The following is a 24,406-nucleotide window of genomic DNA, read 5'->3' as shown; positions in this document are numbered from 1 at the left end:
TTCCGAAGTATTGTTTTAGAACTCGATTCGTGGCGCGGCCAGCCGTGCCCGAAAATGGGATGTCTTGTCGTAATGCGGCACATTGAAGGACGGAGACATACCGCGGATGTCGGAAATGACTCACAGCCTGCTTGGACGGGCGGAAGACGGCGATCGGCCTGACATCCGCTCACTCCGGGCAAGCCGAAAAAATACTTTTGCCACGGCCGTCAATGCCGCGAAGCAAAGCTCCGGGTCGCTGGCGCGGCTCTCGAAGATTTGCGCCGCCGGAACGGCGATCGCCGCATTGGCGCAGCCCGCTCTTGCCCAAGTCGAAGCAAAAGCCGCAGCCTCCACACTTCTTTTCACGTCTTCCCAGATCGTCGGTTTTTCCGTCGTGATCGGCGTCATTTCCGCCGCCCTCTTCTCGATGCTTTGGCTCGTGCGTCAGCGCGGCAACCTTGAGAGCGAGAGCCGGGAGATCCGATCTGCCCTCTCCGATGCGCATCAGCGTATTTCTCAGTATCAGGCGCTGATCGCCGACAAGAATCGCCGTATCGTCGTCTGGAACGGCAACGAGCGGCCCGAACTGCTCGGCCAGCTTCCGGTCGAAACGGGCGCCCCGCAGGACGGGGACTTCCTGGCTTTCGGCCGCTGGCTGAAGCCTCGCTCCGCATCCGAGCTCGAAAGAGCAATCGATCTCCTGCGCAGCGGCGCTCAGAGCTTCGATATGGTGGTCGAGACCAATCGTGAGGAAATCCTCGAGGCGCAAGGCCGGGTATCCGGCGGTCGCGCCTTCGTCCGATTTGTGGCGCTCAACAATCTGCGCGCCGAACTTGCCGAATTGAAGATCGAGCGCGACCGGCTGATTTCGTCCATCTCGGCGTTCCAGAGCCTTCTTGACGCGATCGACCTGCCGGCTTGGCAACGGGACACCGAAGGCCGCCTCACCTGGGTCAACCAGGCCTACGGAGACGCCGTCGAGTCGAAGTCCCCGCAACATGCGGTCCACGAAGGGCGGGAGTTCCTGACGACAATCGCCCGCGAACGCATCCGCGCGGGAGCCACTCCCGAAACACCCTTCCACGACAAGATTTCTACCGTTGTTCATGGCAACCGCACTTTCTTCGACGTCGTCGACGTGAAGCTCCCGAGCGGTTCGGCAGGTATTGCAATCGACGTTTCGGAAGCCGAATCCGTTCGCGCCGAGCTTGAGCGCACCCTCAAGAGCCATGCTGAGACGCTGGATCATCTTGCAACGCCCGTCGCGATCTTCGACGGCAATCGCCGGCTGCAATTCTACAATCAGGCCTTCGTCGCGCTCTGGGAACTTGATATCGCCTTTCTGGAGAGCAAGCCCGACAACGCCGAGCTGCTCGAGCGTTTGCGCGCCGCAAAGAAGCTTCCCGACCAGCTCACCTGGAAAAGCTGGAAGGAAGCCGCGCTTTCTGTCTACCGGGCGCTCGATACGCAAACCGACCTCTGGCACCTGCCGAACGGACAGACGCTGCGCGTCTTTGCGACCGCGCATCCGCAGGGTGGGGCGACCTGGGTTTTCGAAAACCTGACCGAACAGGTCGATCTCGAAACGCGCTACAATACGCTGGTCAAGGTTCAGGGCGAAACGATCGACCATCTCTCCGAGGGCGTTGCAGTTTTTGGACCGGACGGCCGTATTCGTCTTTCGAACCCTGCCTTCCGCGTGCTCTGGGGCATCACCGAAGCCGAAGCCAAGCCGGGGACGCATATTCGCGCGATCGGCGAGACCTGCCTGCCATCCTATGACCGTCCGGACGGCTGGAAGGCCTTTGCAGAGCTGATCACCAGCTTCGACGACGAGCGCCGCTCCGGCCAGGGAACCCTGGAACTCTTCTCCGGGCTTGTGCTCGATTATGCGGTCATTCCGTTGCCGAATGCGCAAACCATGCTGACCTTCGTCAACATGACCGACAGCGTCCGTGCCGAACGCGCCTTGACTGAAAAGAACGAGGCGCTGCGCAAGGCCGATGAGCTGAAGAACGATTTCGTCCAGCACGTCTCCTATGAGTTGCGCTCGCCACTGACCAATATCATCGGGTTTGCCGATCTGCTGCGGACGCCAGGCGTAGGGCCATTGAACGACCGTCAGGCCGAATATATCGATCATATTGCAACATCGTCTTCAGTGCTTCTGACGCTGGTCAACGATATCCTCGACCTTGCCACCGTCGATGCCGGCATCATGCGGCTGAACTATGCGGAAATCGACCTCAACGATCTTCTCGACGATGTCTCGATCCAGATTGCCGACCGGCTGCAGGAAAGCGGCGTGGCGCTGGAGATTACAGCGCCGGCTTATCTCGGCTCTATCGTTGCCGATCCTCAACGGTTGAAGCAGATCCTGCTGAAGCTGCTCTCCAACGCGGCGAACTTTTCGCCTGAGGGCGCAGCCATCTCCCTCGAATGTCATCGCGAGGCCATGGATTTCGTCTTCTCCATCACCGATCGCGGTCCCGGCATCTCAAAGGACATGATCGCGACGGTCTTTGACCGCTTTGCCACCGGCGCCAAAAGCGGCAAGCGTGGCGGAGCAGGTCTCGGTCTTTCTATCGTCGACAGCTTTGTCAGCCTGCACAACGGCAAGGTGACAATCGACAGCCAGCCCGGCAGAGGCACGACGGTCGTTTGCCGGATTCCGTCCGTCAATCTGCCACAGTCCATCGCAGCAGCAGAATGAACCCGGCAGACGGCACGATCTCGCTCTTCCTCGAAGACGAGGCGGCAACGATCCGCTTCGGAGAAGACCTGGTCCTGGCGCTGAAAGCTGGCGAATGCCTGGCGCTTTCAGGCGACCTCGGCACAGGAAAATCCTCGCTCGCCCGCGCGTTCCTGCGTGCGATGGCGGATGATGAGCAGCTTGAAGTGCCGAGCCCGACATTCACGCTGGTTCAATCCTACGATCTTCGCATTCCGGTTTCGCATTTCGACCTTTACCGGCTTGGCGACGGCGCGGAACTGGAGGAACTCGGCTTCGACGAAGCTCTTCAATACGGCATTTGCCTCGTCGAATGGCCGGAGATGGCGGAAGAGGAACTGCCCGCCGATCGCATCACGATAAAGCTTGAGCATGAACACAAGGGGCGCCGGGCAACGATCTTGGCACCGCCCAAGCAGCTGCAAAGAATCCGGCGCGTTCTGGCGATTCGCAATTTCCTTGGAAGAGCAGGGCATCCAACGGCCAAGCGCCGTTTTCTGACGGGCGACGCGTCGTCACGCGCCTATGAAGCCGTTTATCCGAATGGTGAACCCCGGAAGCTCCTGATGGACTGGCCGCCCCTTCCGGAGGGACTGGCGGTGCTCGACGGAAAGCCATATCCGAAAGTCGCGCATATTGCCGAAAATGCCTATCCCTACGTCGCAATCGCCAATGTGCTGCGCGAAAGAGGCTTCGCGACGCCTGAGATCTACGCCGTCGACTACGACCAAGGCATTCTGCTGATCGAAGATCTTGGCACCGAAGGCGTACTCGATAAAGACGGCAACCCGATCGCCGAGCGGTATCGCGACAGCGTTGCCTGCCTAGCGCATCTGCATGGGATGAAAATTCCGAAGGACATCCCCGTCACCGAGACGCACATCCATCACATCCCCGATTTCGACCGCACGGCCATGAAGATGGAAGTACGCCTTGTTCTTGACTGGCACCTGCCCTGGCGGCGCGGCACGCCCCCCAATGAGGCGGAGCGCGAGGAATATCTGGCGATCTGGGATGCGCTCATCGACGAGCTGGCATCGGCCGAGAAGAATTTGTTGCTCCGGGACTTTCATTCGCCAAACATCATTTGGCGCGACGAAAAGGAGGGCATTCAGAAGATCGGCATCATCGATTTTCAGGACGCGATGATCGGGCCGACCGCCTATGATCTTGTGTCCATCACACAGGATGCACGTGTCACGATCGAACCGCCCCTGTTCAAGCAGCTCATGAATGACTATCTCGCGCTCCGGCGCGCCCAAGGCGGCTTTGACGAGTCCGGTTTCATGAAAAGCTGGGCGATCATGTCGGCACAGCGCAATTGCAAGCTCGCGGGTCTCTGGGTGCGGCTGATGCAGCGCGATGGAAAACCCGGATATATGAAGCACATGCCGCGCACGCTCTCTTATCTCAAGCTGGCGCTTGAACATGATGCGCTCGCCCCCTTGCGCGATTGGTGCGCAAGGGCTGGAATAGGCCAGAGCGAATCATAAGTTCCGGATCAGATGACCATCAAACAAGCCATGGTGCTGGCGGCCGGCCTCGGCACCCGCATGCGCCCGATCACCAATACGATGCCCAAGCCGCTGGTGAGGGTCGCCGGCAAGCCGATGATCGACTATGTACTCGACTCGCTTGCGGAAGCGGGCGTCGAGAAAGCAGTGGTCAACATCCACCATTTCGCCGACCAGATGGTGGCGCATCTGAAGGCCTATAACGCGCTCGAGATCATCATTTCCGACGAACGCGACCGGTTGATGAACAGCGGCGGCGGCCTGGCAAAAGGCTTGAAGCTGCTCGATCGCGGCCGCGTTTTCGTGACCAATGCCGATCTCTTCTGGATCGGCGAGCGTTCCGACCGGCCGAGCAATCTTCGACGCTTAGCCGGATTCTACGATGCGGATCGCATGGATATGGCAATGCTCTGCGTCAAGCTCGCGGATACCACTGGCCACAACGGCAAGAACGACTTCAGCCTTTCCCCGGAAGGCAAGCTCGCGCGCTACCGCGAAGGCGATTCCAACCCGGTCGTCTATGCCGGGTCGATCGCCATGGACACATCGTTTCTGGACGATGCGCCCACCGATGATGCATTCAATCTCAACATCTACTTCGATAAGGCAATTGAGCGCGGGCGCCTGTCCGGCATGATGCTTGAAGGCCATTGGCTGACAGTCGGAACACCCGAGGCGATCGACGAAGCGGAGGAGACGATCCGGCGATTCCGGACGTTTGCGTGAGGCATGAGCGAGCGCCATCAGCCACGTATACTCACGATACCGGCCGGGGTGCCCTTCCTAAAAACGCTGGCCGCGACACTCTGCGGCGGACGGCTGACGCCGCTTTTCCGGCACGACCCGAATGACCCCCTTTCACTTTCACAGGTGACGATCTATCTGCCGACGCGCCGCGCCGCCCGCGTGCTGCGTTCGGAGTTCGTCGATCTTCTCGGCGGCCGTTCGGCGATCCTGCCGACCATCCGCCCGCTTGGTGAAACGGATGACGACAGCGGCTACTTTGACGAGGCATTGCCTGCAACCCTTGACCTCGCTCAGCCGCTTTCGAATACGGCGCGCCTGCTGGAGCTTGCCCGTCTCATCCTCGCCTGGCGCAACAAGCTGCCGGAGATCGTGCGGCATATCCACTCCGACTCGCCATTGGTCGCGCCGGCGAGCCCGGCGGATGCGATCTGGCTTGCCCGCAACCTTGCCGAACTGATCGATTCCATCGAGACCGAGGATCGCGAATGGTCCGAGCTCTCGAAGCTCGATGTCGGGGATCATGCTCTCTGGTGGCAGCTGACGGCGGAATTCCTGCAGACTGCCAGCACGTTCTGGCCCGATCGGCTTGCCGAACTCGGCAAATCGTCACCGGCGCGGCATCGCAATGCGATCCTGCGCGCGGAGGCGAACCGGCTTGCAACGGCCACACCTACCGGACCGATCATCATTGCCGGATCCACAGGTTCCATGCCCGCGACCGCCGACCTCATCGCCGCTGTCGCCAATCTGCCCGAAGGGGTGATCGTGCTGCCGGGTCTCGACCTTTCCATGCCGGAGACGCATTGGCAAATGGTGGCGCCGGAGACGGCCTCCGGCCAGCGCGAAAACCCGGCAAGCCGCAGCCATCCGCAATACGGCCTCTCCTCTCTCCTCAAGCGCCTGAAGCTCACGCGCAGCGACGTCGTGGCGATTGACGAGGCGTCGGCGGATCTCAGACGCCGCGCAGAAATTCTATCCCATGCCCTTGCGCCGGCGGAAGCCACAAGCAGCTGGGGCGACTGGACGAAGGATCTGCCGGATGATGCATTGGAGGCAGCCTTCTCCGATGTCGCGCTGATCGAAGCCGCAAATGAGCGCGAGGAGGCAACGGCGATCGCCATTGCCCTGCGCCTGGCGCTCGAGCAACCGGGGCGAAACGGTGAAAGCCAGGCAGCGCTTATCACGGCCGACCGCAATCTCGCCCGGCGGGTGATGTCGGAGCTCTCACGCTTCGGCATTCTGGCTGACGACTCAGCCGGCACGCCACTTTCTGCCATGCAGCAGGGCACGCTTCTGCAGCTTCTTCTCGAGGCAACGCTCCGCCCCGGCGATCCGGTTACTATTGTTGCATTGCTCAAGCACCCCCTCGCTCGCTTTGGCCTTGAGCGGAGCGCGCTCGTCCAAGCCGTTGAGGCGCTGGAACTGCTGGCTTTGCGCGGTGGCGTTGCCGAGGTCGATGTCAGCGCTCTGGAGCCCCTGCTCGAACACCAGCTTTCAGAGCAGGCCCGAGACAGGCATGCACCAAATTGGCGGAAATCGCTTCCGCCGGAGGCGGCCGAGCAAGCGCGCGATCTTGCCCGGCGCGTGGCGACGGCCACCGAACCCTTGGCATCGGCGCTTGTCCGGCATGGGCCGGGTGGCCGTGGATTGACCGCCAGCTTCACACTTTCAGACTGGGCTGAGCGAACCGGACGTGCGCTTGAAGCTGTGGCGGTCGATCAGCGTGGCAATCTCGCCAGTCTCTGGAGTGGCGAAGCGGGTGCTTCGCTCGCAAGCCTGCTTGGCGAAGTGATCGAGACGGATGGCCAGATCGAAGCAGATGGGCCACAATGGATCGATATCGTCGCGGCGCTTTCGGCCGGGCAGGCAGTCAAGCCACGCGCCCTCAGTCATCCGCGCGTCTTCATCTTCGGCACACTCGAAGCGCGCCTGCAAAGCGTCGATACGCTGATCCTGGGCGGCCTTAATGAAGGCTGTTGGCCGGGTCAGACCGCCAACAATCCTTTCGTCTCGCGGACGATGAAGATGGAAATCGGCCTTGAGCCGCCGGAGCGGCGCATCGGCCAGCTCGCGCACGACTTCGAGATGGCGAACGGCACGCGGCACCTGATCTATTCGCGTGCATTGCGGCAGGGTTCGACGCCCACCGTCGCGTCGCGCTGGCTGCAGCGGCTGCTGGCGCTTGGCGGCGAGGCTTTCGAGCGGGAATTGAAGGCGCGTGGCGACCGTTTCGTCCATTGGGTGAACCTGCTCGACGAAAGCAGGAGCCAGGCACCGGCGCAACGGCCCTCGCCCACCCCGCCTCTGGAATTGCAGCCGAAATCCTACTCCTTCAGCGAAGTCGGCCGCCTGCGGCGCGATCCCTATGCCATTTATGCCCGGCGTATCCTGCGGCTCGACCCTGTCGACGCCTTCAATCGCGATCCGGGTGCTGCCGAACGCGGAACGCTCTATCACACGATCATCGACCGCTTTGTGCGCGAGGGCCATATCGCCGGTACGCCGGAAGCCGCAGACGCGATGGAGAGGATTCTGACGGAGCTCTTCGACATGGAGCATCTGCCACCGCACATCGATGCGGTGTGGCGTCCGCGCTTCCGCGAGGTCGCCCGAGCGTTTCTCGAATGGGAAGCCGAACGCAGGCCGGCAATCCGCAAGACCTATACGGAGGTCCGCGGCGGCGTGGAGCTCGAGCGCATCAATATCCGGCTGACTGGCGTTGCCGATCGCATCGATGTTACCGGGCCTAACGCTGCCGACATCATCGACTACAAGACCGGCTCCAATCCATCACCCACCCAGGCGCGCGCGCTTCTTGATCCGCAGCTGGCGCTGGAAGCCGCTGCTCTCAGTGCAGGCGCCTTCCGGGATGCTGGAAGCCTCGTGCCGCAGGATCTCATCTATGTACGCCTTCGGCCCGGCAGCCGCTTCCGTGCCGATGTGGTTAACAACGAGACCTCGGCGCGTAGCGACAAGGCAAAGTCGGCCCTCGATCTCGCGAATGAATCGATCGATCAGCTCGTCAAATTCGTATCACTGCTGCAATCGGGCGAGCGCGGCTTCACGTCGCGGCTGATCCCGGCGCAGCAGTTCGATTTCGGCGGCGATTACGATCATCTGGCGCGCGTCTCCGAATGGTCGACAGCCGAGAGTGACGAAGGAGGCGGCGATGAGTGATCAAACCGCACTTCCAGAAGGCGACGATCCGGGCGTCTGGATCAGTTGGACGACAATCCAGCAGTCGATTGCTTCCGATCCATTGCGGTCTGCCTGGGTTTCGGCCAATGCCGGTTCGGGCAAGACGCATGTGCTGACGCAGCGCGTTATCCGGCTGCTGCTTTCCGGCGCGCGCCCCTCTGCCATCCTCTGCCTGACCTATACGAAGGCAGCGGCGTCCGAAATGTCGAACCGCGTCTTCCAGCGCCTTGCCGAATGGGCGGTGCTGCCGGACGAGGAACTGAGAAGCCGGATAGCACAGATCGAAGGCGCAACGCCGGGCGAGCTCAAGCTTGCCGAGGCGCGACGACTTTTCGCCAAGGCGCTGGAGACGCCAGGCGGGCTGAAGATCCAGACGATCCACGCCTTCTGCGAAGCCTTGCTGCACCAGTTTCCGCTGGAGGCAAATGTCGCCGGACATTTTTCGGTTCTCGACGATCGCGCCGCAGCGACATTGCTTGCCGATGCCCGGCGCTCGCTGCTGACCGCCACCACGCCGGAGCACGATCCCAATCTGGCCGACGCCTTTTCCTATGTGCTCAATCTCGGGGATGAGACCGGACTGGAGACGCTGCTCGGCGAGATCGTCGCGAACCGCAACGCAATCCGCCGGTTCATGGCGGCCGCTGAACAACAGGGGGGTGTCGCGGCCGCCTTGCGCAGAGCGCTCGGGCTGTCCGCTGGTGACACCGAAGCCGGGATTGCATCGCAGTACTGGCCCCTGCCCGGCCTGTTCGGTCTGACGCTTGATCTCTACATCACGTTGGCCGCCCAGAAAGGCGGTTCGAAAGCTCAGGAAGTCGCCTATGGCCTGCGCCAGGCCTCCAATGAGCGGAACCACGCAAAGCGCGCCGAGCTGCTTGAGAAGATATTCCTGACGGCAAAAGGCGAACCCAAGTCGGATTCGCAATTCACCGTTAAGGCCATGCTGTCGGATGCACCTGAGCTGGCGGATGCCATTGCGGCGGCGCGGGCGCACGTCGTTGCCTGCCGCGACCGCGTCAAAATCATGCGCATGTTCGATGCGACGCACGCAGCGCTTATCCTCGCCGACCGGCTGAACCGGGACTACGAGGATCTGAAGAAACAGCGCAGCCAACTGGACTTCGAAGATCTCATCACTCGGACCGCGGATCTGCTGACGAAAAGCGGTGTGGGGCCTTGGATCCACTATAAGCTTGATCAGGGCATCGACCATATTCTGGTGGACGAGGCCCAGGATACGAGCCCCATCCAGTGGAGCGTGATCCAGTCGCTGGCGGAAGATTTCTTTTCCGGCGAAAGCGCGCGGCCGGTGGTGCGCACGCTCTTTGCCGTCGGTGACGAGAAGCAGTCGATCTACTCCTTCCAGGGCGCCCGCCCGGAGCGGTTCTCCGAAGAGAGCGACCGTACACGCAAACGCGTTTCGGCCAGCGGGCAGGTGTTTTCCTCCGTGCGCCTGCCCCTTTCGTTCCGCTCCACGTCCGATGTTCTCGCCGCCGTCGACCATGTCTTTACGCCGCCGGAAAACGCCCGCGGCCTCAGTGCCGTTGACGAGCCGGTCGTCCACCGCTCCAGCCGGATCGGTCATCCGGGTGCGGTCGATCTCTGGGAGATGATCGCGCCTGAAGTTGCCGTAAAGGACGAGGACTGGACGGCGCCGTTCGATGCGACGCCTGAAAGCGCTCCGGCCGCGATCCTTGCCAGGCGTATGGCCTTTACCATCGAGCGGCTTGTCGGCCGCGAGACGATCGTCGAGAAGGGCAAGGAGCGCCGGATCGAAGCCGGCGACATCCTCGTTCTCGTTCGAAAGCGCGATAGCTTCGTCAATGCGCTCACCCGGGCCCTGAAACGGCGCAACAACATTCCAGTCGCCGGCGCCGACCGCCTGAGGCTCACCAGCCATATCGCCGTTCAGGACCTGCTGGCTCTCGGTCGTTTCCTGCTCCTGCCGCAGGACGATCTTTCGCTGGCAGCCGTGCTCAAAAGCCCGCTCTTCGACCTGTCCGAGGATGATGTCTTTACGCTCGCGGGGTTGCGAAACGACGATGAAAGCGTCTGGGCTCACCTCCAGAAGTTTGCGGCAGACGGTAACGAACGGTACGCGGCGGCGACAGACAAACTCAAGCTGTTCATCGGCCAGTCGCGAGATCTGTCCGTTCATGACTTTTACTCGCGCGTTCTTGGCGTTCACGGCGGACGGCGGCAGTTCCTGGCGCGGCTCGGCACCGAGGTCAGCGATATTCTGGACGAGTTCCTGACGTTCACGCTCGATCACGAAAGCTCCGGTCTGCCCGGCCTGCAATCCTTCATCTCGACGCTGGAGCTCGAAGCACCTGAAGTGAAGCGCGAACAGGACAAGGGCCGCAACGAAGTCCGGATCATGACCGTGCACGCCTCCAAGGGCCTGGAAGCGCCGATCGTCTTCCTTGTCGACGGCGGCTCGAAAGCTTTCACGCATACACATATGCCGAAGGTGCGCCTGATCGAGAGAGGCTCGGAAGCTCCTCCGATGCCGGTCTGGGTTCCGGTCGGTGATCTTGCCAATTCGATGACGCAGGCCGATGCGGCGCGACTTCAAAAGCTGGCGGAAGAGGAATACCGGCGGCTGCTCTATGTCGCGATGACGCGCGCCGCCGACCGGCTGATCGTCTGCGGTTATCGTGGTGTCAGGCCGAACAACGACACCTGGCACATGATGATTTCATCGGCGATGGCAGACAGCCATCCGCATGTCACGCCGGCGACATTCGACGGTCCCGATGGCGAATGGACGGGCGTCAAATGGCGCGTGCCGCAGGTGAGCCGAAGCTTCGAGCAGTCAGTAAAGCAGGAGGATAAGAACCGGCAGGAGCATTTACCCGCCGGCATTCTCAAGCCGCTCCCGCCGCAAAGGCAACTGCCGCGACCGCTCAGCCCATCCGGTGCCGGAACGATCATCGATGAGGAGGCGGATGATCTGCTGGTCACCTCGCCGCTTTTTTCGGAAAAAGCCCGCTCTGACCGGTCACTGGAAAAGGGGCGCCTGGTCCATCGGATGCTGCAGACGCTGCCGGACCTTGCGCCACCCGAGCGGGCGGCGGCGGCAGAGCGCTACGCGAACCGCGCCGCGCGTTTCTGGCCGCAAGCCGAGCGGCAGCAGTTGGTCGATTCGGTTCTGAGGCTATTGGCGGATGATAGTCTTCAGCCCGTCCTTTCAACGCACGCCCAGCCGGAAGTCTCGATCATGGGCACGCTAACCCTGGAAGGACGGCACTATGCCGTATCGGGCCGTATCGACCGGCTGGCGGTGTTCGGCGATCGTGTCGTTATCCTCGACTACAAGACCAATCGCGTGCCGCCCGCGACCGCCAAGGATATTCCCTTCGCGCATCAGGCGCAGCTTGCGATCTACCGCGAAATCCTGGCGCCGCTTTATCCCGGCAAGCGTATCGACTGCATGCTGGTCTATACGGAGAACGCTACCGTCCATACTTTGACCGAGCGCGCGCTCGCATTGGCGCTTGCAGGACTCAAAACAAAGTGAAATACCGGACATTGAAAGTTCGGCACCGCACCATCACATGTGGTTCAACAGCAATTCCGCTAAAGGAGCAGCCTATGGCTACCGTGAAAGTCGATATCAACAACTTCCAGTCGGAAGTCCTGGAATCCGCAGAACCCGTCGTCGTGGATTTCTGGGCTGAGTGGTGCGGCCCGTGCAAAATGATCGCTCCGAGCCTCGAGGAAATCGCCACCGAACTCGCCGGCAAGGTGAAGGTCGCCAAGCTCAACATCGACGAAAATCCGGAACTGGCAGCTCAGTTCGGCGTTCGCTCGATCCCGACGCTTGCCATCTTCAAGGGTGGTGAAGTTGCCGATATCAAGGTTGGCGCTGCCCCGAAGACCGCTCTTTCGAGCTGGATTTCGAACGCCGCCTAATTGGATTTGCGCATTGAAGGAAAAAGCCCGGTTTCGACCGGGCTTTTTTCATTTCGGTGGTGTTCCATTGTCGGCAAGGACATCGCCGACAAGATAAAGGGAGCCGCCAATCAGGATTCTCGGCGGTGCAGCCTGCGGATCAACGATCGCCTTGATCGCGTCCAAAGCTTCGCCGACCGTCGATACCGGCTCGGCCACCAATCCCGCATCATAGGCAGCGTTCGACAGGATCACCGGGTCGATCATCGCGTCACTTCCGCGGATCGGCACGCAGAACACCTTCTCGGCCAGTCCTGCGAAGGCCTTGAAATAGCCGATCGGATCCTTGGTATTGATCATACCGGTAATGAGATAGAGCGGCCGCGGCCGCTTCTCCTCGAAATTCGCCATCGCCTCGGCGATCACTTCGCCGGCACCGGGATTGTGCCCGCCGTCGACCCATATCTCGGCACCGGTCGGAGCATGAGCCATCAGACGGCCTTCCATCAGCCGCTGGAGCCGCCCGGGCCATTCGACGGAACTCATCGCCTTTTCCATCATCGCCTCGGTGACGACGAACCCGGCTGCCTTGACGGCGCGGATTGCGGCCGCGGCGTTGGCATATTGATGGCGACCGGGAAGGCGCGGCAACGGCAGGTCAGCGAGTCCGAACTCATCCTGATAAATGAGACGGCCATATTCCTCGTGCGCCATGTAATCCTGGCCGAAGACGGCCGTCGGGCATTGCAGCCTTTCTGCCGTCGACATCAGCACTTCGAGCGCCGCGTCGTAGGGCTGCTGGCCGATCACGACCGGACGGCCGCGTTTCATGATGCCGGCCTTTTCGGCTGCGATCAGTTCGACCCGGTCGCCAAGATAGGGCTGATGGTCGAGCGAGATTGGCATGATGACGGACACGGCCGGATCGGAAATCACATTCGTCGCGTCGAAGCGGCCGCCGAGACCGACTTCGACGACTGCCGCATCGGCCGGGTGCTCGGAAAAAAGCAGAAAAGTCACCGCTGTCAGGATTTCGAAGACGGTAATCTTCTGCCCTGCATTGGCCTCTGCAACGCGACGCAGCGCGTCTGCGAAAATGGCATCATCAACGAGCTGACCGGAGCCGCCCTCGACACCCATCCGATAGCGCTCGTGCCAATTGACCAGGTGCGGCGAGGTATGAACGTGAACACTGTAACCGCCCGCTTCGAGCAGCGCCCGGCAAAAGGCGGTAACCGAGCCCTTACCATTCGTTCCGGCGACATGGATAATTGGCGGCATCTTGCTTTGGGGATTACCCAAAACTTCGAGAAGGCGCGTGATGCGCTCAAGCGAAAGGTCGAAGCCCTTGGGATGCAATCCCATGAGCTTGTCGATCTCCTGTGCCGCTTCACTCACTGCAGTCTGGCCTCTGGGTATCATTCAGCACCCCGTCCAAGCCGGTTATTCGCTCAGGCGCTCGCCGCCAAAGCGATCGCGCCACCGTTCACCGCAACCGACGCGGCCGGCTTCTTTGTCAGGATACTCAGCACGCGCGCGAGCGTCTCGGGAATATCATGGCGCTTGACGACCATATCGACCATGCCATGCTCGAGCAGGTATTCGGACGTCTGAAAGCCTTCCGGCAGCTTCTCGCGGATCGTCTGCTCGATGACCCGCTTGCCGGCGAAGCAGATTTCAGCACCCGGTTCCGCCAGATGCAGATCGCCCAGCATAGCATAGGACGCCGTGACGCCGCCCGTGGTCGGATTGGTCAGCACGACGATATAGGGCTGGCCTGCTTCCTTCAGCATATCGACGGCAACGGTCGTGCGCGGCAACTGCATCAGCGACAGGATGCCTTCCTGCATGCGCGCGCCACCCGATGCCGGGAACATCACCAGCGGGCACTTCTCGGAAATTGCGCGCTCGAAGGCTCGCACGATCGCTTCGCCGGCCGCGATGCCGAGCGAGCCGCCCATGAAGTTGAACTCATGCACGACGGCAACAAGCTTCAAGCCACGAACCTTGCCGACGCCGGCGACGATCGTATCTTCCTGCTCAGTCTTGATGCGGCTGTCTTTCAGACGATCCGTATATTTCTTGGAATCGCGGAATTTCAACGGGTCCTGCGGAACCTTTGGCTGCGGCAGCGACTCGTATTCGCCATTGTCGAACAGGTCGGCAAGACGCGCCTTCGCCGGCATCTTCATGTGATAACCCGAGGCCGGAATGACCCACTTGTTCTCTTCCAGATCCTTGTGGAAGACCATCTCGCCCGTTTCCGGGCACTTGATCCATAGGTTCTCCGGCACTTCGCGACGGCCCAGCATGGAATTGATGCGTGGGCGAACGTAGTTGGTGATCCAGTTCAAGTCGAAAACTCCTGATTGACTGCAGCCAATGTGGGAAATCTATTCGGCAGCAACAAGGCGTGCCGAACGTGTCCCGGACGAGAGACCGCGAACGAGCGTGGCCACGGCCTGAACAGTATCAGCCGTCGCCTTTCCGTCCGCCGTCAGGCTCGTCGCCACCTGGTTGACGATTGCGGTACCGACGACAACGCCGTCGGCCGAGCTGCCGATGACCTTGGCATGGTCGGCCGTCTTCACGCCGAAACCGACGCACACGGGCAGATCGGTGTGCTGCTTGATGCGCTTCACTGCGCCGGAGACCAGCGATGGATCGGGCAGAGCCGAACCGGTAATGCCGGTCATCGAAACGTAATAGACGAAGCCCGACGTGTTCTTCAGCACGGTCGGCAGGCGCTTGTCGTCGGTGGTTGGCGTTGCCAGGCGGATGAAGTTGATGCCCTTCCGGATTGCCGGGATGCAGAGTTCATCGTCCATTTCCGGCGGCAGGTCGACAACGATCAGACCGTCGATGCCGGCGGCAAGCGCATCGTCCAGAAATCTTTCGACACCGTAGACATAGATCGGATTGTAGTAACCCATCATGACGATCGGCGTAGCATCATCCGTCTTGCGGAAATCGGCAGCAAGGCGCAGCGTCTTTGCGAGCGTCTGACCACCTTTCAGAGCGCGCTGGCCAGCCATCTGGATTGCCGGACCGTCAGCCATCGGATCGGAAAAGGGCATGCCGAGCTCGATGATGTCCGAGCCCGCTTCCGGCAGTGCCTTCATGATCCCGAGCGAGGTCTCATAGTCGGGGTCGCCGCCCATGAAATAGGTGACCAGCGCCGGGCGGCCCTCGGCCTTCAGATCGGCAAAGCGTTTATCCATACGTGCGGTCATGACTTATGCACCCATTCCCAGAATCTTGCCGACGGTGAAGATGTCCTTGTCGCCGCGGCCCGAGAGGTTCATCAGGATGATCTCGTCCTTGCCCATCTTCGGCGCGCGCTTGATCACTTCGGCAAGCGCATGCGACGGCTCCAGCGCAGGAATGATGCCCTCAAGACGCGTCAGCGTCTGGAAGGCTTCGAGCGCCTCATGGTCCATGATCGGCACATAGTCGACGCGGCCGATATCGTTCAGATAGGAATGCTCGGGGCCGATACCGGGATAATCGAGACCAGCGGAGATCGAGTGACCTTCCTTGATCTGGCCGTCACCATCCTGCAGCAGGTAAGTCCGGTTGCCATGGAGAACGCCCGGCGAGCCGGCGGTGATCGACGCACAGTGCTCGTCGCCCTGCAAACCCTTGCCGCCCGCTTCGACGCCGACCATCTTCACGCTCTCGTCATCCAGGAAAGGATGGAAGATGCCGATGGCATTCGAGCCGCCGCCCACGGCAGCAATGACGAGATCCGGCAGACGGCCCTCGGCCTCCAGCATCTGCTGCTTGGCCTCAGTGCCGATCACGGCCTGGAAATCACGGACCATCTCCGGATAGGGATGCGGACCGGCAGCCGTGCCGATCAGGTAATAGGTGTTGTCGACGTTGGTGACCCAGTCACGCAACGCCTCGTTCATGGCGTCCTTCAGCGTCCCGTGACCTGCCGTTACCGGCTTGACCTCGGCGCCAAGCAGCTTCATGCGGAAGACGTTGGGCGCCTGGCGCTCGACGTCGGTCGCGCCCATGTAGACGACGCAGGGAAGCCCGAAGCGGGCGGCAACGGTCGCAGACGCGACGCCGTGCTGACCGGCACCGGTTTCGGCGATGATGCGCGTCTTGCCCATCCGCTTGGCAAGCAGGATCTGGCCGATGCAGTTGTTGATCTTGTGCGAACCCGTGTGGTTCAGCTCCTCGCGCTTGAAATAGATCTTCGCGCCGCCAAGTTCGGCCGTGAGGCGCTCGGCGAAATAAAGCGGACTCGGCCGGCCGATATAATGAGCGCCGAGATGTTTCAGTTCGGCCTGGAATTCCGGATCATCCTTGGCCTTCTTCCATTCCTCCTGCAGATCAAGGATCAGCGGCATCAGCGTTTCCGCAACGAAACGTCCACCGTAGATGCCGAAACGGCCGTCTTCATCGGGGCCGGAACGGAAGGAATTTGGTTTTGGCGTCTGGTTCACACTCAACTCCCTGAGGCGGCTTGGGGCTCGCAGGCCGTTTCAACCGCATCGAAAAACTCATCGATCATGGCAACGCTCTTCACGCCTGGCGCACTTTCCACACCAGACGACACGTCGATGCCGGGCGCCTTGGTAATTGCCAAGGCTTCTGCAATGTTGTCCTTGTTCAATCCACCGGAAAGCATGTAATCCACGCTGTCGTCAAGCCAGCCAAGCAGGCTCCAGTCGAAGGAAACGCCATTGCCGCCGGGAAGTTCAGACCCTTTCGGCGGCTTGGCATCGAACAGAAACCGATCGGCGATGCCAATATAGGCCTCGACCCGCTTCAGGTCGTCGGCGCTGCGCACGGAGAATGCCTTCATGACCGGCAGGCCGTAAACAGCCTTTATCGTCAACACACGTTCGGGGCTCTCGTCGCCATGAAGTTGGATCATGTCCGGCTTCAGAAGCTCGACGATCTCATCGAGCTCGTCGCTTGTCGGATTGACCGCGACGGCCACTATCTTCGCCTTGCCGCGTATGGGTTCGGCAAGCTTTCCGGCAACGTCCGGCTCGATATAGCGAGGGCTTTTCTCGAAGAAGATAAAACCGATATGGCTTGCGCCGCGCTTCAACGCACAGTCGATCGCTTCAGCGCTCTTCAGGCCGCAGATTTTGATATCGGGTTTCATGGCAGCGGAGTGACACGAAAAGGCAAGAGAGTCGAGCCAATTTGCGACTGGCGCTTAATTTAGAACGGCCCGCACTCAATCGAAATCGATTGCATGAAGCTGGCTGCCGTGGCGTTTCAGCCAGGATTTCGCCTCTTCCATATGCGGGCAGAGCTTCCCGCAGAGCGCCCAGAAACGCGGGCCGTGATTCATCTCCTTGAGATGCGCCACCTCATGCGCGGCCAGATAGTCGATCACCGAGCCAGGCGCCATGACGATACGCCAGGAAAAACTCAGATTTCCCTCCGACGAACATGAACCCCAGCGGCTGCGCGTATCCTTCATGGAAATCGACTTGATCGGTGCCTTTATCGAACGCGCGTGGACGTTAGCGAGCCGCTCGAGGTCGGCGCGCGCTTCCTTCTTCAGAAACGTCGCAATTCGGCGGCCGAGATGTTCCGGCAGGCCGCTGACCTTGAGCACATGCCGGCCATCGATCACGATCGCTTCGGTTAGACCGCGCAGACTGCCGGTGTGCTCGATCCGGTGCTTGATGCCGCGGAAGAGGATCTGGCCGCCATCGTGTAACGCGCTGTCGACTGAAAATTTTGCGAGCTTCGTCAGCAGCCATCCCTGATGACGATCGAGGAACGCATTGACCTCACGTGACGCAAGCCCTTTCGGAACTGTCATTTTCAGCGCCCTGCCGCCGGGCTCGATCCGCAACGTGATCCGCGTTGCGCGATCATGCTGCTTGATCGTCAGCGGCATCAGCCGCCCCGCCACATCAAGCGTCCGCGTTTCAGGCGGCGCAGGCTTTCTGGCGGCAGACCGCCGCAGCTTTGAAAGAAGCGGAAACATAGGGCTTTTCTATACGATTCGCGGGAAATTCAGGCAAAGAAAAACCGGCATCGCCGGGATGCCGGTTAGGTGAGGTCCATTAAGTCCGTCAAGGTGTCTGGAACTCGGCGGCCGGGCCGCTGTCATCGCGCTTTGCATTCTTGCGGTCGCGCATGAAACGGTCGAATTCTTCCTGGTCCTTGGCGCGGCGAAGCTCGCGCATGTAGGTATCGAATTCTTCACGCATTTCGTCGAGCTTCCGGCGCTCTTCTTCGAGGCGGTCGAGTTCAGCCTTCCGCCAGTCGTCAAAGGCGACGTTGCCGGTCGAAAAATGCGGGCGGTAGCGGCCGTGCGAACGGCGGCAGCCTGCAAAGAAGCTGTCAGTCGCGTTATTCGTATCGCGCTTGAAGCCACGAAGGCGTTCGCCGAAGATGATATAGGCAAGCATGGCCAGGCCCAGAGGCCAAAAGACCACGAAGCCGAGCACCATCAACGCAATGGTAGCCGGAGTCCAATCCGGGCGGAGCAATGCTGACTGGTTCATCGTGCGGTATCCTCCCTTTCGGCGTCCGGCAGAATACCGAACGCTGAAAATCGATGTGGTTACCGCTACGCAACCCTTCAAGACGATCGATTATGAAATCGGACAAGCCCTTGAACGGTCAAGCTTAAATCAGCAGACGCTAACTCAGGCGGATCTTCCGCCTTTGATGACGCGCTTCACGGCCGGTTTCGCTGCCCGAGCGTGGTCGCGGACAAAGTTGACGATGCGAGGCGCGATCTCGCGTCGGAAGCGTGATCCGTTGAAGACGCCATAGTGCCCGACATCCGGCTGTAGGTAGTGCATCCGCATATCCTCGGGGATATTGGTGCAGATCGTCTGGGCTGCCTGTGTCTGGCCGACACCGGAGATATCGTCGTTCTCGCCCTCGACGGTCAGAAGCGCCACATTGCGGATTGCGGCCGGATCGACGCGCTTGCCGCGATGAATCAATTCGCCCTTGGGCAGGGAATGCTCCTTGAAAACCTGATCGACGGTCTGCAGGTAAAATTCCGCAGTGAGGTCCATGACGGCCAGGTATTCGTCGTAGAAATCGCGGTGCTTCTCAGGCTCACCATCATTCTTCACGAGATGCATGAAGAACTCCTTGTGGGCGATCACGTGGCGGTCGAGATTCATCGACATGAAACCCGATAGCTGGAGGAAGCCCGGATAGACCGGGCGCATGAAGCCCGGCTGCGGCCACGGCACATTCATCACGACGTTTTCCGCAAACCACTCGAGCGGCCTGTCTTCCGCGAGCTTGTTGACGGCTGTCGGATTGATCCGGGTGTCGATCGGTCCGCCCATCAGCGTCATGGACGACGGCGACAACGGATCATTGGCCTCTTCCATGACAGCGGCAGCCGCCAAAGCCGGGACCGAGGGCTGGCATACGGCGACCACGTGCGTATCGGGACCGAGGAAATGCAGCATCTCGATGACGTAATCGATATAGTCGTTGAGATCGAAAGTGCCTTCCGTCATCGGCACCATGCGGGCATCGACCCAGTCGGTGATGTAGATATCGGCGCTTGGGAGCAACGCCTCGACCGTACCGCGAAGCAGCGTGGCATAGTGGCCGGACATGGGTGCAACGATCAGTATTCGCGGATCGTTGTGACCGGAGGGCGTGTCGCGTTCGAAATGGAGAAGGTTGCAGAAGGCTCGAGACCAGACGATCTTTTCACGAACTGCGACCTTGCTGTCGCCGATCACCGTTTCCTTCAGCCCGAACTCCGGCTTGCCGTAGCGGCGCGTCGTGCGCTCGAACATTTCGAAACTGGCAGCAAATGTGCGGCCGAGAGGCGTCTGCGAAAACGGATTGAGCGGGTTGGTATAGGCGAGCCGCATTACATCGGCGGCAGCGCGGAACGGCGCTACCATGGCATGATTCAATTCATAGAGCTGATAAAACATAGGATGCGCCACCTTTCTTTATCGGAAAAGACGGCGCCTTTGGGGGCAGGCACACACTTCTTTCCATCATCTCTGCTGGCACTTCAACGCAGATTAACAGGCTTTTGTTGCATAGCAACATAGGGGTCCGCACCGCAAAAAGAAATGCCGGGGCTATCAAATCCCCGGCATCATGATGCGCTTCAATCGTTAAGAGATCGGCGAAGTCAGCGGTCTGCGACGAAAGTCTGCTTCTGGGTACCGAGACCTTCGATCCCAAGCTCGACGACATCGCCGGCTTTGAGAAACCGTGGCGGCTTCATGCCCATGCCAACGCCCGGAGGTGTGCCGGTGGAGATCACATCACCCGGATGCAGCGACATGAACTGGCTGAGATAGGAGACCAGGTAGGCAACGCCGTAAACCATCGTCTTCGAAGAACCGTTCTGCATCGTCTGGCCGTTGACCTTCAACCACATGCCAAGGTTCTGCGGATCGACGATCTCATCCTTTGTGACGAGCCACGGACCGACCGGGCCGAAGGTGTCGCAGGACTTGCCCTTCGTCCACTGTCCGGACCGCTCCGTCTGGAAGGCACGTTCCGAAACGTCATTGGAGACGCAATAGCCGGCGACGTAGTCCAGCGCTTCAGCTTCGGCGACGTATTTTGCCGTCTTGCCGATGACGACACCGAGTTCGACTTCCCAATCGGTCTTTTCCGAACCGCGCGGGATGATGACATTGTCGTTTGGTCCGACGATCGCGGAGGTCGCTTTCATGAAAATGATCGGCTCCGGCGGAACGGTCGCGCCGGTTTCGGCGGCATGATCCGAGAAGTTGAGGCCGATGCAGATGAACTTCCCCGTGCCTGCTACGCAGGCGCCGATGCGGCTCGGCGCCAATTCCGGGAGGCTCTGCGGGTCGAGCGCTGCGATCCGCGCAAGACCGGCCGGCGAAATCGCTTCGCCACCAATGTCGGCCACATGCGCCGAAAGATCGCGGATCTTGCCTGTGGAATCGAGCAGAGCCGGCTTTTCCCGGCCAGATTCGCCAACACGCATCAGCTTCATGAGATATCCTCCTTACCGAAAATAGACGTGCCACCTATGGACCAGTTAGCCGTACTTGTCAGTACAGCTTTTCGCCTGAGCGGTACGCACTCTCGAAAATTTTCCCTGCACAAAGCCAGGCATCGATGGCGAGCCGTGAGCATAACCCGTTCCTGGCGCCCGTTCACGGAACGCCCCCTTTGGAATGGGTTGGCTTGCAAAGTTCCTTCGGCGGGCAATATGATCCGGCACATCCCGCCCCCAACACCCGGAAACAAGATGACTGAAGCCAATAGCCGCAAATCCGAATATCCGATTGACGCCATGTTTCTCAATCGTTGGTCGCCGCGCGCCTTTACCGGCGAAATCATAAGCGAAGAGCAATTGCTGACGATCCTGGATGCCGCGCATTGGGCGCCGTCCGCCAGCAATCTGCAGCCCTGGCGCTTCATATACGCGCTCAAAGGTACCGAACACTTCGAAAGGCATCTCGGTTTGCTCGTCGAATCAAATCAGGAGTGGGCAAAGCATGCGTCCGCGCTGATCTTCGTCGTCTCGCGCGGCTTTCGCGGCGATTTTTCGGAAAACAAGCGGAGTTACACGCATTCGTTCGATGCCGGTGCTGCTTGGGGGCATCTTGCCTTGCAGGCACGTTTCTCAGGCTTCTATGCTCACGGCATGGCCGGAATCAAACTCGATGAGATCAAAGAGGCCTTTGCGATCCCGGAGGGTTATCGCGTCGAGGCGGGCATTGCCCTCGGTCGTCTCGCCGACAAAAGCGTTCTCTCGGAGCAAAATCAGGAACGCGAAGTACCGAGCCACCGAAAGCCGCTCTCGGACGTCGCCTTCAACGGCAAATTCATCGCGAATTGAGACCACAAAACAAAAGGCGCGCCCGTAGAGCGCGCCTTTTGGTGAAAGCACTTCCATTAAATATCGAGGTTCGCCACGCTCAGCGCATTGTCCTGGATGAATTCGCGCCGAGGCTCGACTTCGTCGCCCATCAGGCGGGCGAAAAGACCATCGGCATCCGTCGCATCGTTGACTTTCACCTGCAATAGCGAACGAACGTTCGGATCGAGCGTCGTCTCCCAGAGCTGCTCAGCGTTCATCTCACCAAGGCCCTTGTAGCGCTGCATCGTCAGTCCCTTGCGTCCGCTGGCGAAGATGGCGTCAAGCAAAGCACGCGCGCCGGAGATCTCAGCATCGCCGTCGCGGCGGGAAAGCGCTGGCGATATGTGATAGATTTCCTTCAGGCGCGACGACAACTGATCAATTTGGCGGGCGTCTTGCGAACCGATCAGAGCCATGTCGAGCGTCACGACTTCCTTGACACCGCGCACCATGCGCTCGAACCGCAATCCGCCTTCGCTGGTGAGGGCGCCTTCCCAGCCGCGCTCGGTTTCCTCGGCGATCATGTCGAGACGTTTGGCGACTTCGCCGGCAAGCTGTTCGGCCCGAGCGCGATCGCTCACCGCCTCGGCGTTCAAAGCCCCGGCGATTGCCGCCTGCTCAACGACAGCGCGGTTGTAGCGCGAGTGCAAGTTGTCGAGCAACGCACGCAAGCGCAACGCATCGACAATGACTTCCCGGAGGTCCTGCCCCGCACGGACCTCGCCGCTTCCCAGCTTCAGCGCCGCATCCTCTAGCCCCTGGCTAATCAGATAGTCTTCCAGCGCTTTTTCGTCCTTCACATATTGAACGGACTTTCCGCGCGAGACCTTATAAAGCGGAGGCTGGGCGATATAGAGATGGCCGCGCTCGATCAGTTCCGGCATCTGGCGGAAGAAGAAGGTCAACAGCAGAGTGCGGATGTGGGCGCCGTCGACGTCGGCATCCGTCATGATGATGATCTTGTGATAACGAAGCTTTTCAGCGTTGAATTCGTCCTTGCCGATGCCTGTGCCGAGCGCGGTGATCAGCGTGCCGATTTCCTGGCTCGAAAGCATCTTGTCGAAGCGGGCGCGCTCGACGTTCAGGATCTTGCCTCGAAGCGGCAGGATCGCCTGGTTTTCTCGCGACCGGCCTTGCTTGGCCGAACCGCCTGCAGAGTCGCCCTCGACCAGGAAGACTTCTGATTTGGCCGGGTCACGTTCCGAGCAATCGGCAAGCTTGCCGGGCAAGGAGGCAATATCGAGGGCGCCCTTGCGGCGCGTGAGTTCGCGCGCCTTGCGGGCAGCTTCGCGAGCCGCAGCGGCTTCGACAACCTTGCCGACAAGCACTTTCGCCTCCGTCGGGTGCTCTTCGAACCACGTGCTGAGCGCCTCGTTGACGAGGCTTTCGACAACCGGCCGAACTTCAGAGGAAACGAGCTTGTCCTTGGTCTGCGAAGAAAACTTCGGATCAGGCACTTTGACGGACAGCACCGCCGTCAGGCCTTCGCGGCAGTCTTCGCCCTGCAGCGTGACTTTCTCTTTCTTGGTGATGCCGGAGCTGTCGGCATAGGACACGACCTGGCGCGTCAGCGCGGCGCGGAAGCCTGCCATATGCGTTCCGCCGTCGCGCTGCGGAATGTTGTTGGTGAAACAGAGCACGTTTTCGTGGTAGCTGTCGTTCCACCACATGGCCACTTCGACGGTGATGCCATCCTTTTCACCGCGGATTGCAACGGGCTTGTCGACCAGCGGCTTTTTGGCGCGATCGAGATAGGCAACGAAGGCCTCCAAGCCGCCGTCATAGCGCATCTCTTCCTGCTTGATATCCGAATGGCGCTTGTCGGTGAGCAGAATGCGGACACCGGAATTCAGGAAGGCAAGCTCGCGCAGACGGTGCTCCAGCGTAGCGTAGTCGAAGTCCGTCATCGTGAATGTTTCGGTGCTCGGCATGAAGCTGACTTCCGTGCCGGTCTCGTTGCCAGCGTCCCCCGTCACCTTCAGCGGCGCGTCGGCCACGCCATGCGTGAAGCTCATCTCATGAATCTTGCCCTGGCGACGGATTTTCAGCTTCAGCCAGACGGAAAGCGCATTGACAACGGAAACGCCGACACCGTGCAAACCGCCGGAAACCTTGTAGGAATTCTGGTCGAACTTACCGCCGGCATGGAGCTGCGTCATGATGACTTCGGCTGCAGACACGCCTTCGCCGCTATGGATATCCGTCGGAATGCCGCGGCCGTTGTCGGTCACCGTGACGGACCCATCGGGATTGAGCGCGACAGTGACAATATCGGCATGGCCTGCGAGCGCCTCGTCGATCGCATTGTCGACCACCTCGTAGACCATGTGATGCAGACCGGAACCGTCGTCAGTGTCGCCGATATACATGCCCGGACGCTTGCGCACGGCATCGAGTCCCTTCAGGACCTTGATGGAGTCTGCGCCATATTCGGTGTTAACGCCGTTTTCCGTCGCGGATATGTCAGTCATACTGTCTTTGAATTTCCCTGTTGTCGAAGCCTCGATG

The 24,406-nt window shown here is 60.5% G+C and carries 17 protein-coding genes; 7 read left to right on the top strand and 10 right to left on the bottom strand.

Annotated features, from left to right (window positions below; genetic code table 11):
• Positions 1-106 precede the first annotated feature (106 nt).
• The 6 genes from HGP14_RS21370 (at position 107) to trxA (ending at position 12,090) form a co-directional block, all read left to right on the top strand.
• On the top strand, positions 107-2,695 hold the full coding sequence (locus tag HGP14_RS21370) for a PAS domain-containing sensor histidine kinase (RefSeq protein ID WP_168831891.1): 2,589 nt from the start codon (positions 107-109) through the stop codon (positions 2,693-2,695).
• A complete protein-coding gene (gene tsaE / locus HGP14_RS21365; protein ID WP_168831890.1) occupies positions 2,692-4,206 on the top strand; it encodes a tRNA (adenosine(37)-N6)-threonylcarbamoyltransferase complex ATPase subunit type 1 TsaE in 1,515 nt (504 codons plus the stop codon). Before HGP14_RS21370 ends, tsaE begins: the two co-directional genes overlap by 4 nt.
• A gap of 12 nt (positions 4,207-4,218) precedes the next feature.
• Positions 4,219-4,953, top strand: a complete 735-nt coding sequence (locus tag HGP14_RS21360; RefSeq protein ID WP_168831889.1) for a nucleotidyltransferase family protein — start codon at positions 4,219-4,221, stop codon at positions 4,951-4,953.
• 3 nt (positions 4,954-4,956) lie between these two features.
• Positions 4,957-8,151 (top strand): double-strand break repair protein AddB, encoded by a 3,195-nt coding sequence (gene addB, locus HGP14_RS21355; protein WP_168831888.1) that lies wholly within the window; start codon positions 4,957-4,959, stop codon positions 8,149-8,151.
• A complete protein-coding gene (gene addA, locus HGP14_RS21350) occupies positions 8,144-11,695 on the top strand; it encodes a double-strand break repair helicase AddA (protein ID WP_168831887.1) in 3,552 nt (1,183 codons plus the stop codon). The genes addB and addA overlap by 8 nt, the downstream gene beginning before the upstream one ends.
• Before the next feature lie 74 nt (positions 11,696-11,769).
• The gene (gene trxA / locus HGP14_RS21345) at positions 11,770-12,090 is read left to right on the top strand and encodes a thioredoxin (RefSeq protein WP_168831886.1); all 321 of its coding nucleotides are present in this window, start codon (positions 11,770-11,772) and stop codon (positions 12,088-12,090) included.
• Between the two features lie 48 nt (positions 12,091-12,138).
• On the opposite strand, the gene HGP14_RS21340 is transcribed toward trxA, so the two are convergent.
• The 9 genes from HGP14_RS21340 to HGP14_RS21300 all read right to left on the bottom strand — a co-directional run bounded on the left by HGP14_RS21340 (position 12,139) and on the right by HGP14_RS21300 (position 21,025).
• A complete protein-coding gene (locus HGP14_RS21340) occupies positions 12,139-13,491 on the bottom strand; it encodes a bifunctional folylpolyglutamate synthase/dihydrofolate synthase (protein WP_168831885.1) in 1,353 nt (450 codons plus the stop codon).
• A 29-nt stretch (positions 13,492-13,520) separates the two neighbouring features.
• The gene (gene accD, locus HGP14_RS21335; RefSeq protein ID WP_168831884.1) at positions 13,521-14,423 is read right to left on the bottom strand and encodes an acetyl-CoA carboxylase, carboxyltransferase subunit beta; all 903 of its coding nucleotides are present in this window, start codon (positions 14,421-14,423) and stop codon (positions 13,521-13,523) included.
• A gap of 39 nt (positions 14,424-14,462) precedes the next feature.
• Positions 14,463-15,302, bottom strand: coding sequence for a tryptophan synthase subunit alpha (trpA, locus tag HGP14_RS21330; RefSeq protein ID WP_168831883.1), 840 nt, complete (start codon positions 15,300-15,302; stop codon positions 14,463-14,465).
• Between the two features lie 3 nt (positions 15,303-15,305).
• Positions 15,306-16,526 (bottom strand): tryptophan synthase subunit beta, encoded by a 1,221-nt coding sequence (gene trpB / locus HGP14_RS21325; protein WP_168831882.1) that lies wholly within the window; start codon positions 16,524-16,526, stop codon positions 15,306-15,308.
• A gap of 2 nt (positions 16,527-16,528) precedes the next feature.
• Positions 16,529-17,197, bottom strand: coding sequence for a phosphoribosylanthranilate isomerase (locus HGP14_RS21320; protein WP_168831881.1), 669 nt, complete (start codon positions 17,195-17,197; stop codon positions 16,529-16,531).
• 75 nt (positions 17,198-17,272) lie between these two features.
• The gene (locus tag HGP14_RS21315) at positions 17,273-18,037 is read right to left on the bottom strand and encodes a M48 family metallopeptidase (protein WP_168831880.1); all 765 of its coding nucleotides are present in this window, start codon (positions 18,035-18,037) and stop codon (positions 17,273-17,275) included.
• Between the two features lie 88 nt (positions 18,038-18,125).
• On the bottom strand, positions 18,126-18,560 hold the full coding sequence (locus HGP14_RS21310; protein ID WP_168831879.1) for a DUF2852 domain-containing protein: 435 nt from the start codon (positions 18,558-18,560) through the stop codon (positions 18,126-18,128).
• A gap of 144 nt (positions 18,561-18,704) precedes the next feature.
• Positions 18,705-19,976, bottom strand: coding sequence for a polyhydroxyalkanoate depolymerase (locus HGP14_RS21305; RefSeq protein WP_168831878.1), 1,272 nt, complete (start codon positions 19,974-19,976; stop codon positions 18,705-18,707).
• A 206-nt stretch (positions 19,977-20,182) separates the two neighbouring features.
• Positions 20,183-21,025: a fumarylacetoacetate hydrolase family protein gene (locus HGP14_RS21300; protein WP_168831877.1), complete on the bottom strand. Its 843-nt coding sequence runs from the start codon at positions 21,023-21,025 to the stop codon at positions 20,183-20,185.
• Between the two features lie 258 nt (positions 21,026-21,283).
• Between HGP14_RS21300 and HGP14_RS21295 the strand changes: the two genes are divergently transcribed.
• Positions 21,284-21,877 carry a nitroreductase family protein gene (locus HGP14_RS21295; RefSeq protein ID WP_168831876.1) on the top strand — a complete coding sequence of 198 codons (594 nt, stop codon included), beginning with the start codon at positions 21,284-21,286 and terminating at the stop codon, positions 21,875-21,877.
• Between the two features lie 56 nt (positions 21,878-21,933).
• Here the strand turns inward: HGP14_RS21295 and gyrB are convergent, their stop codons facing one another.
• Positions 21,934-24,369, bottom strand: coding sequence for a DNA topoisomerase (ATP-hydrolyzing) subunit B (gyrB, locus tag HGP14_RS21290; protein WP_168831875.1), 2,436 nt, complete (start codon positions 24,367-24,369; stop codon positions 21,934-21,936).
• Positions 24,370-24,406: the final 37 nt, after the last annotated feature.

Source organism: Rhizobium sp. P32RR-XVIII (genome assembly GCF_012641395.1).
Taxonomy (GTDB): Bacteria; Pseudomonadota; Alphaproteobacteria; order Rhizobiales; family Rhizobiaceae; genus Rhizobium.
The sequence above is the reverse complement of the archived record's forward strand: the minus strand, read 5'-3'. Positions and strand labels throughout refer to the sequence as shown.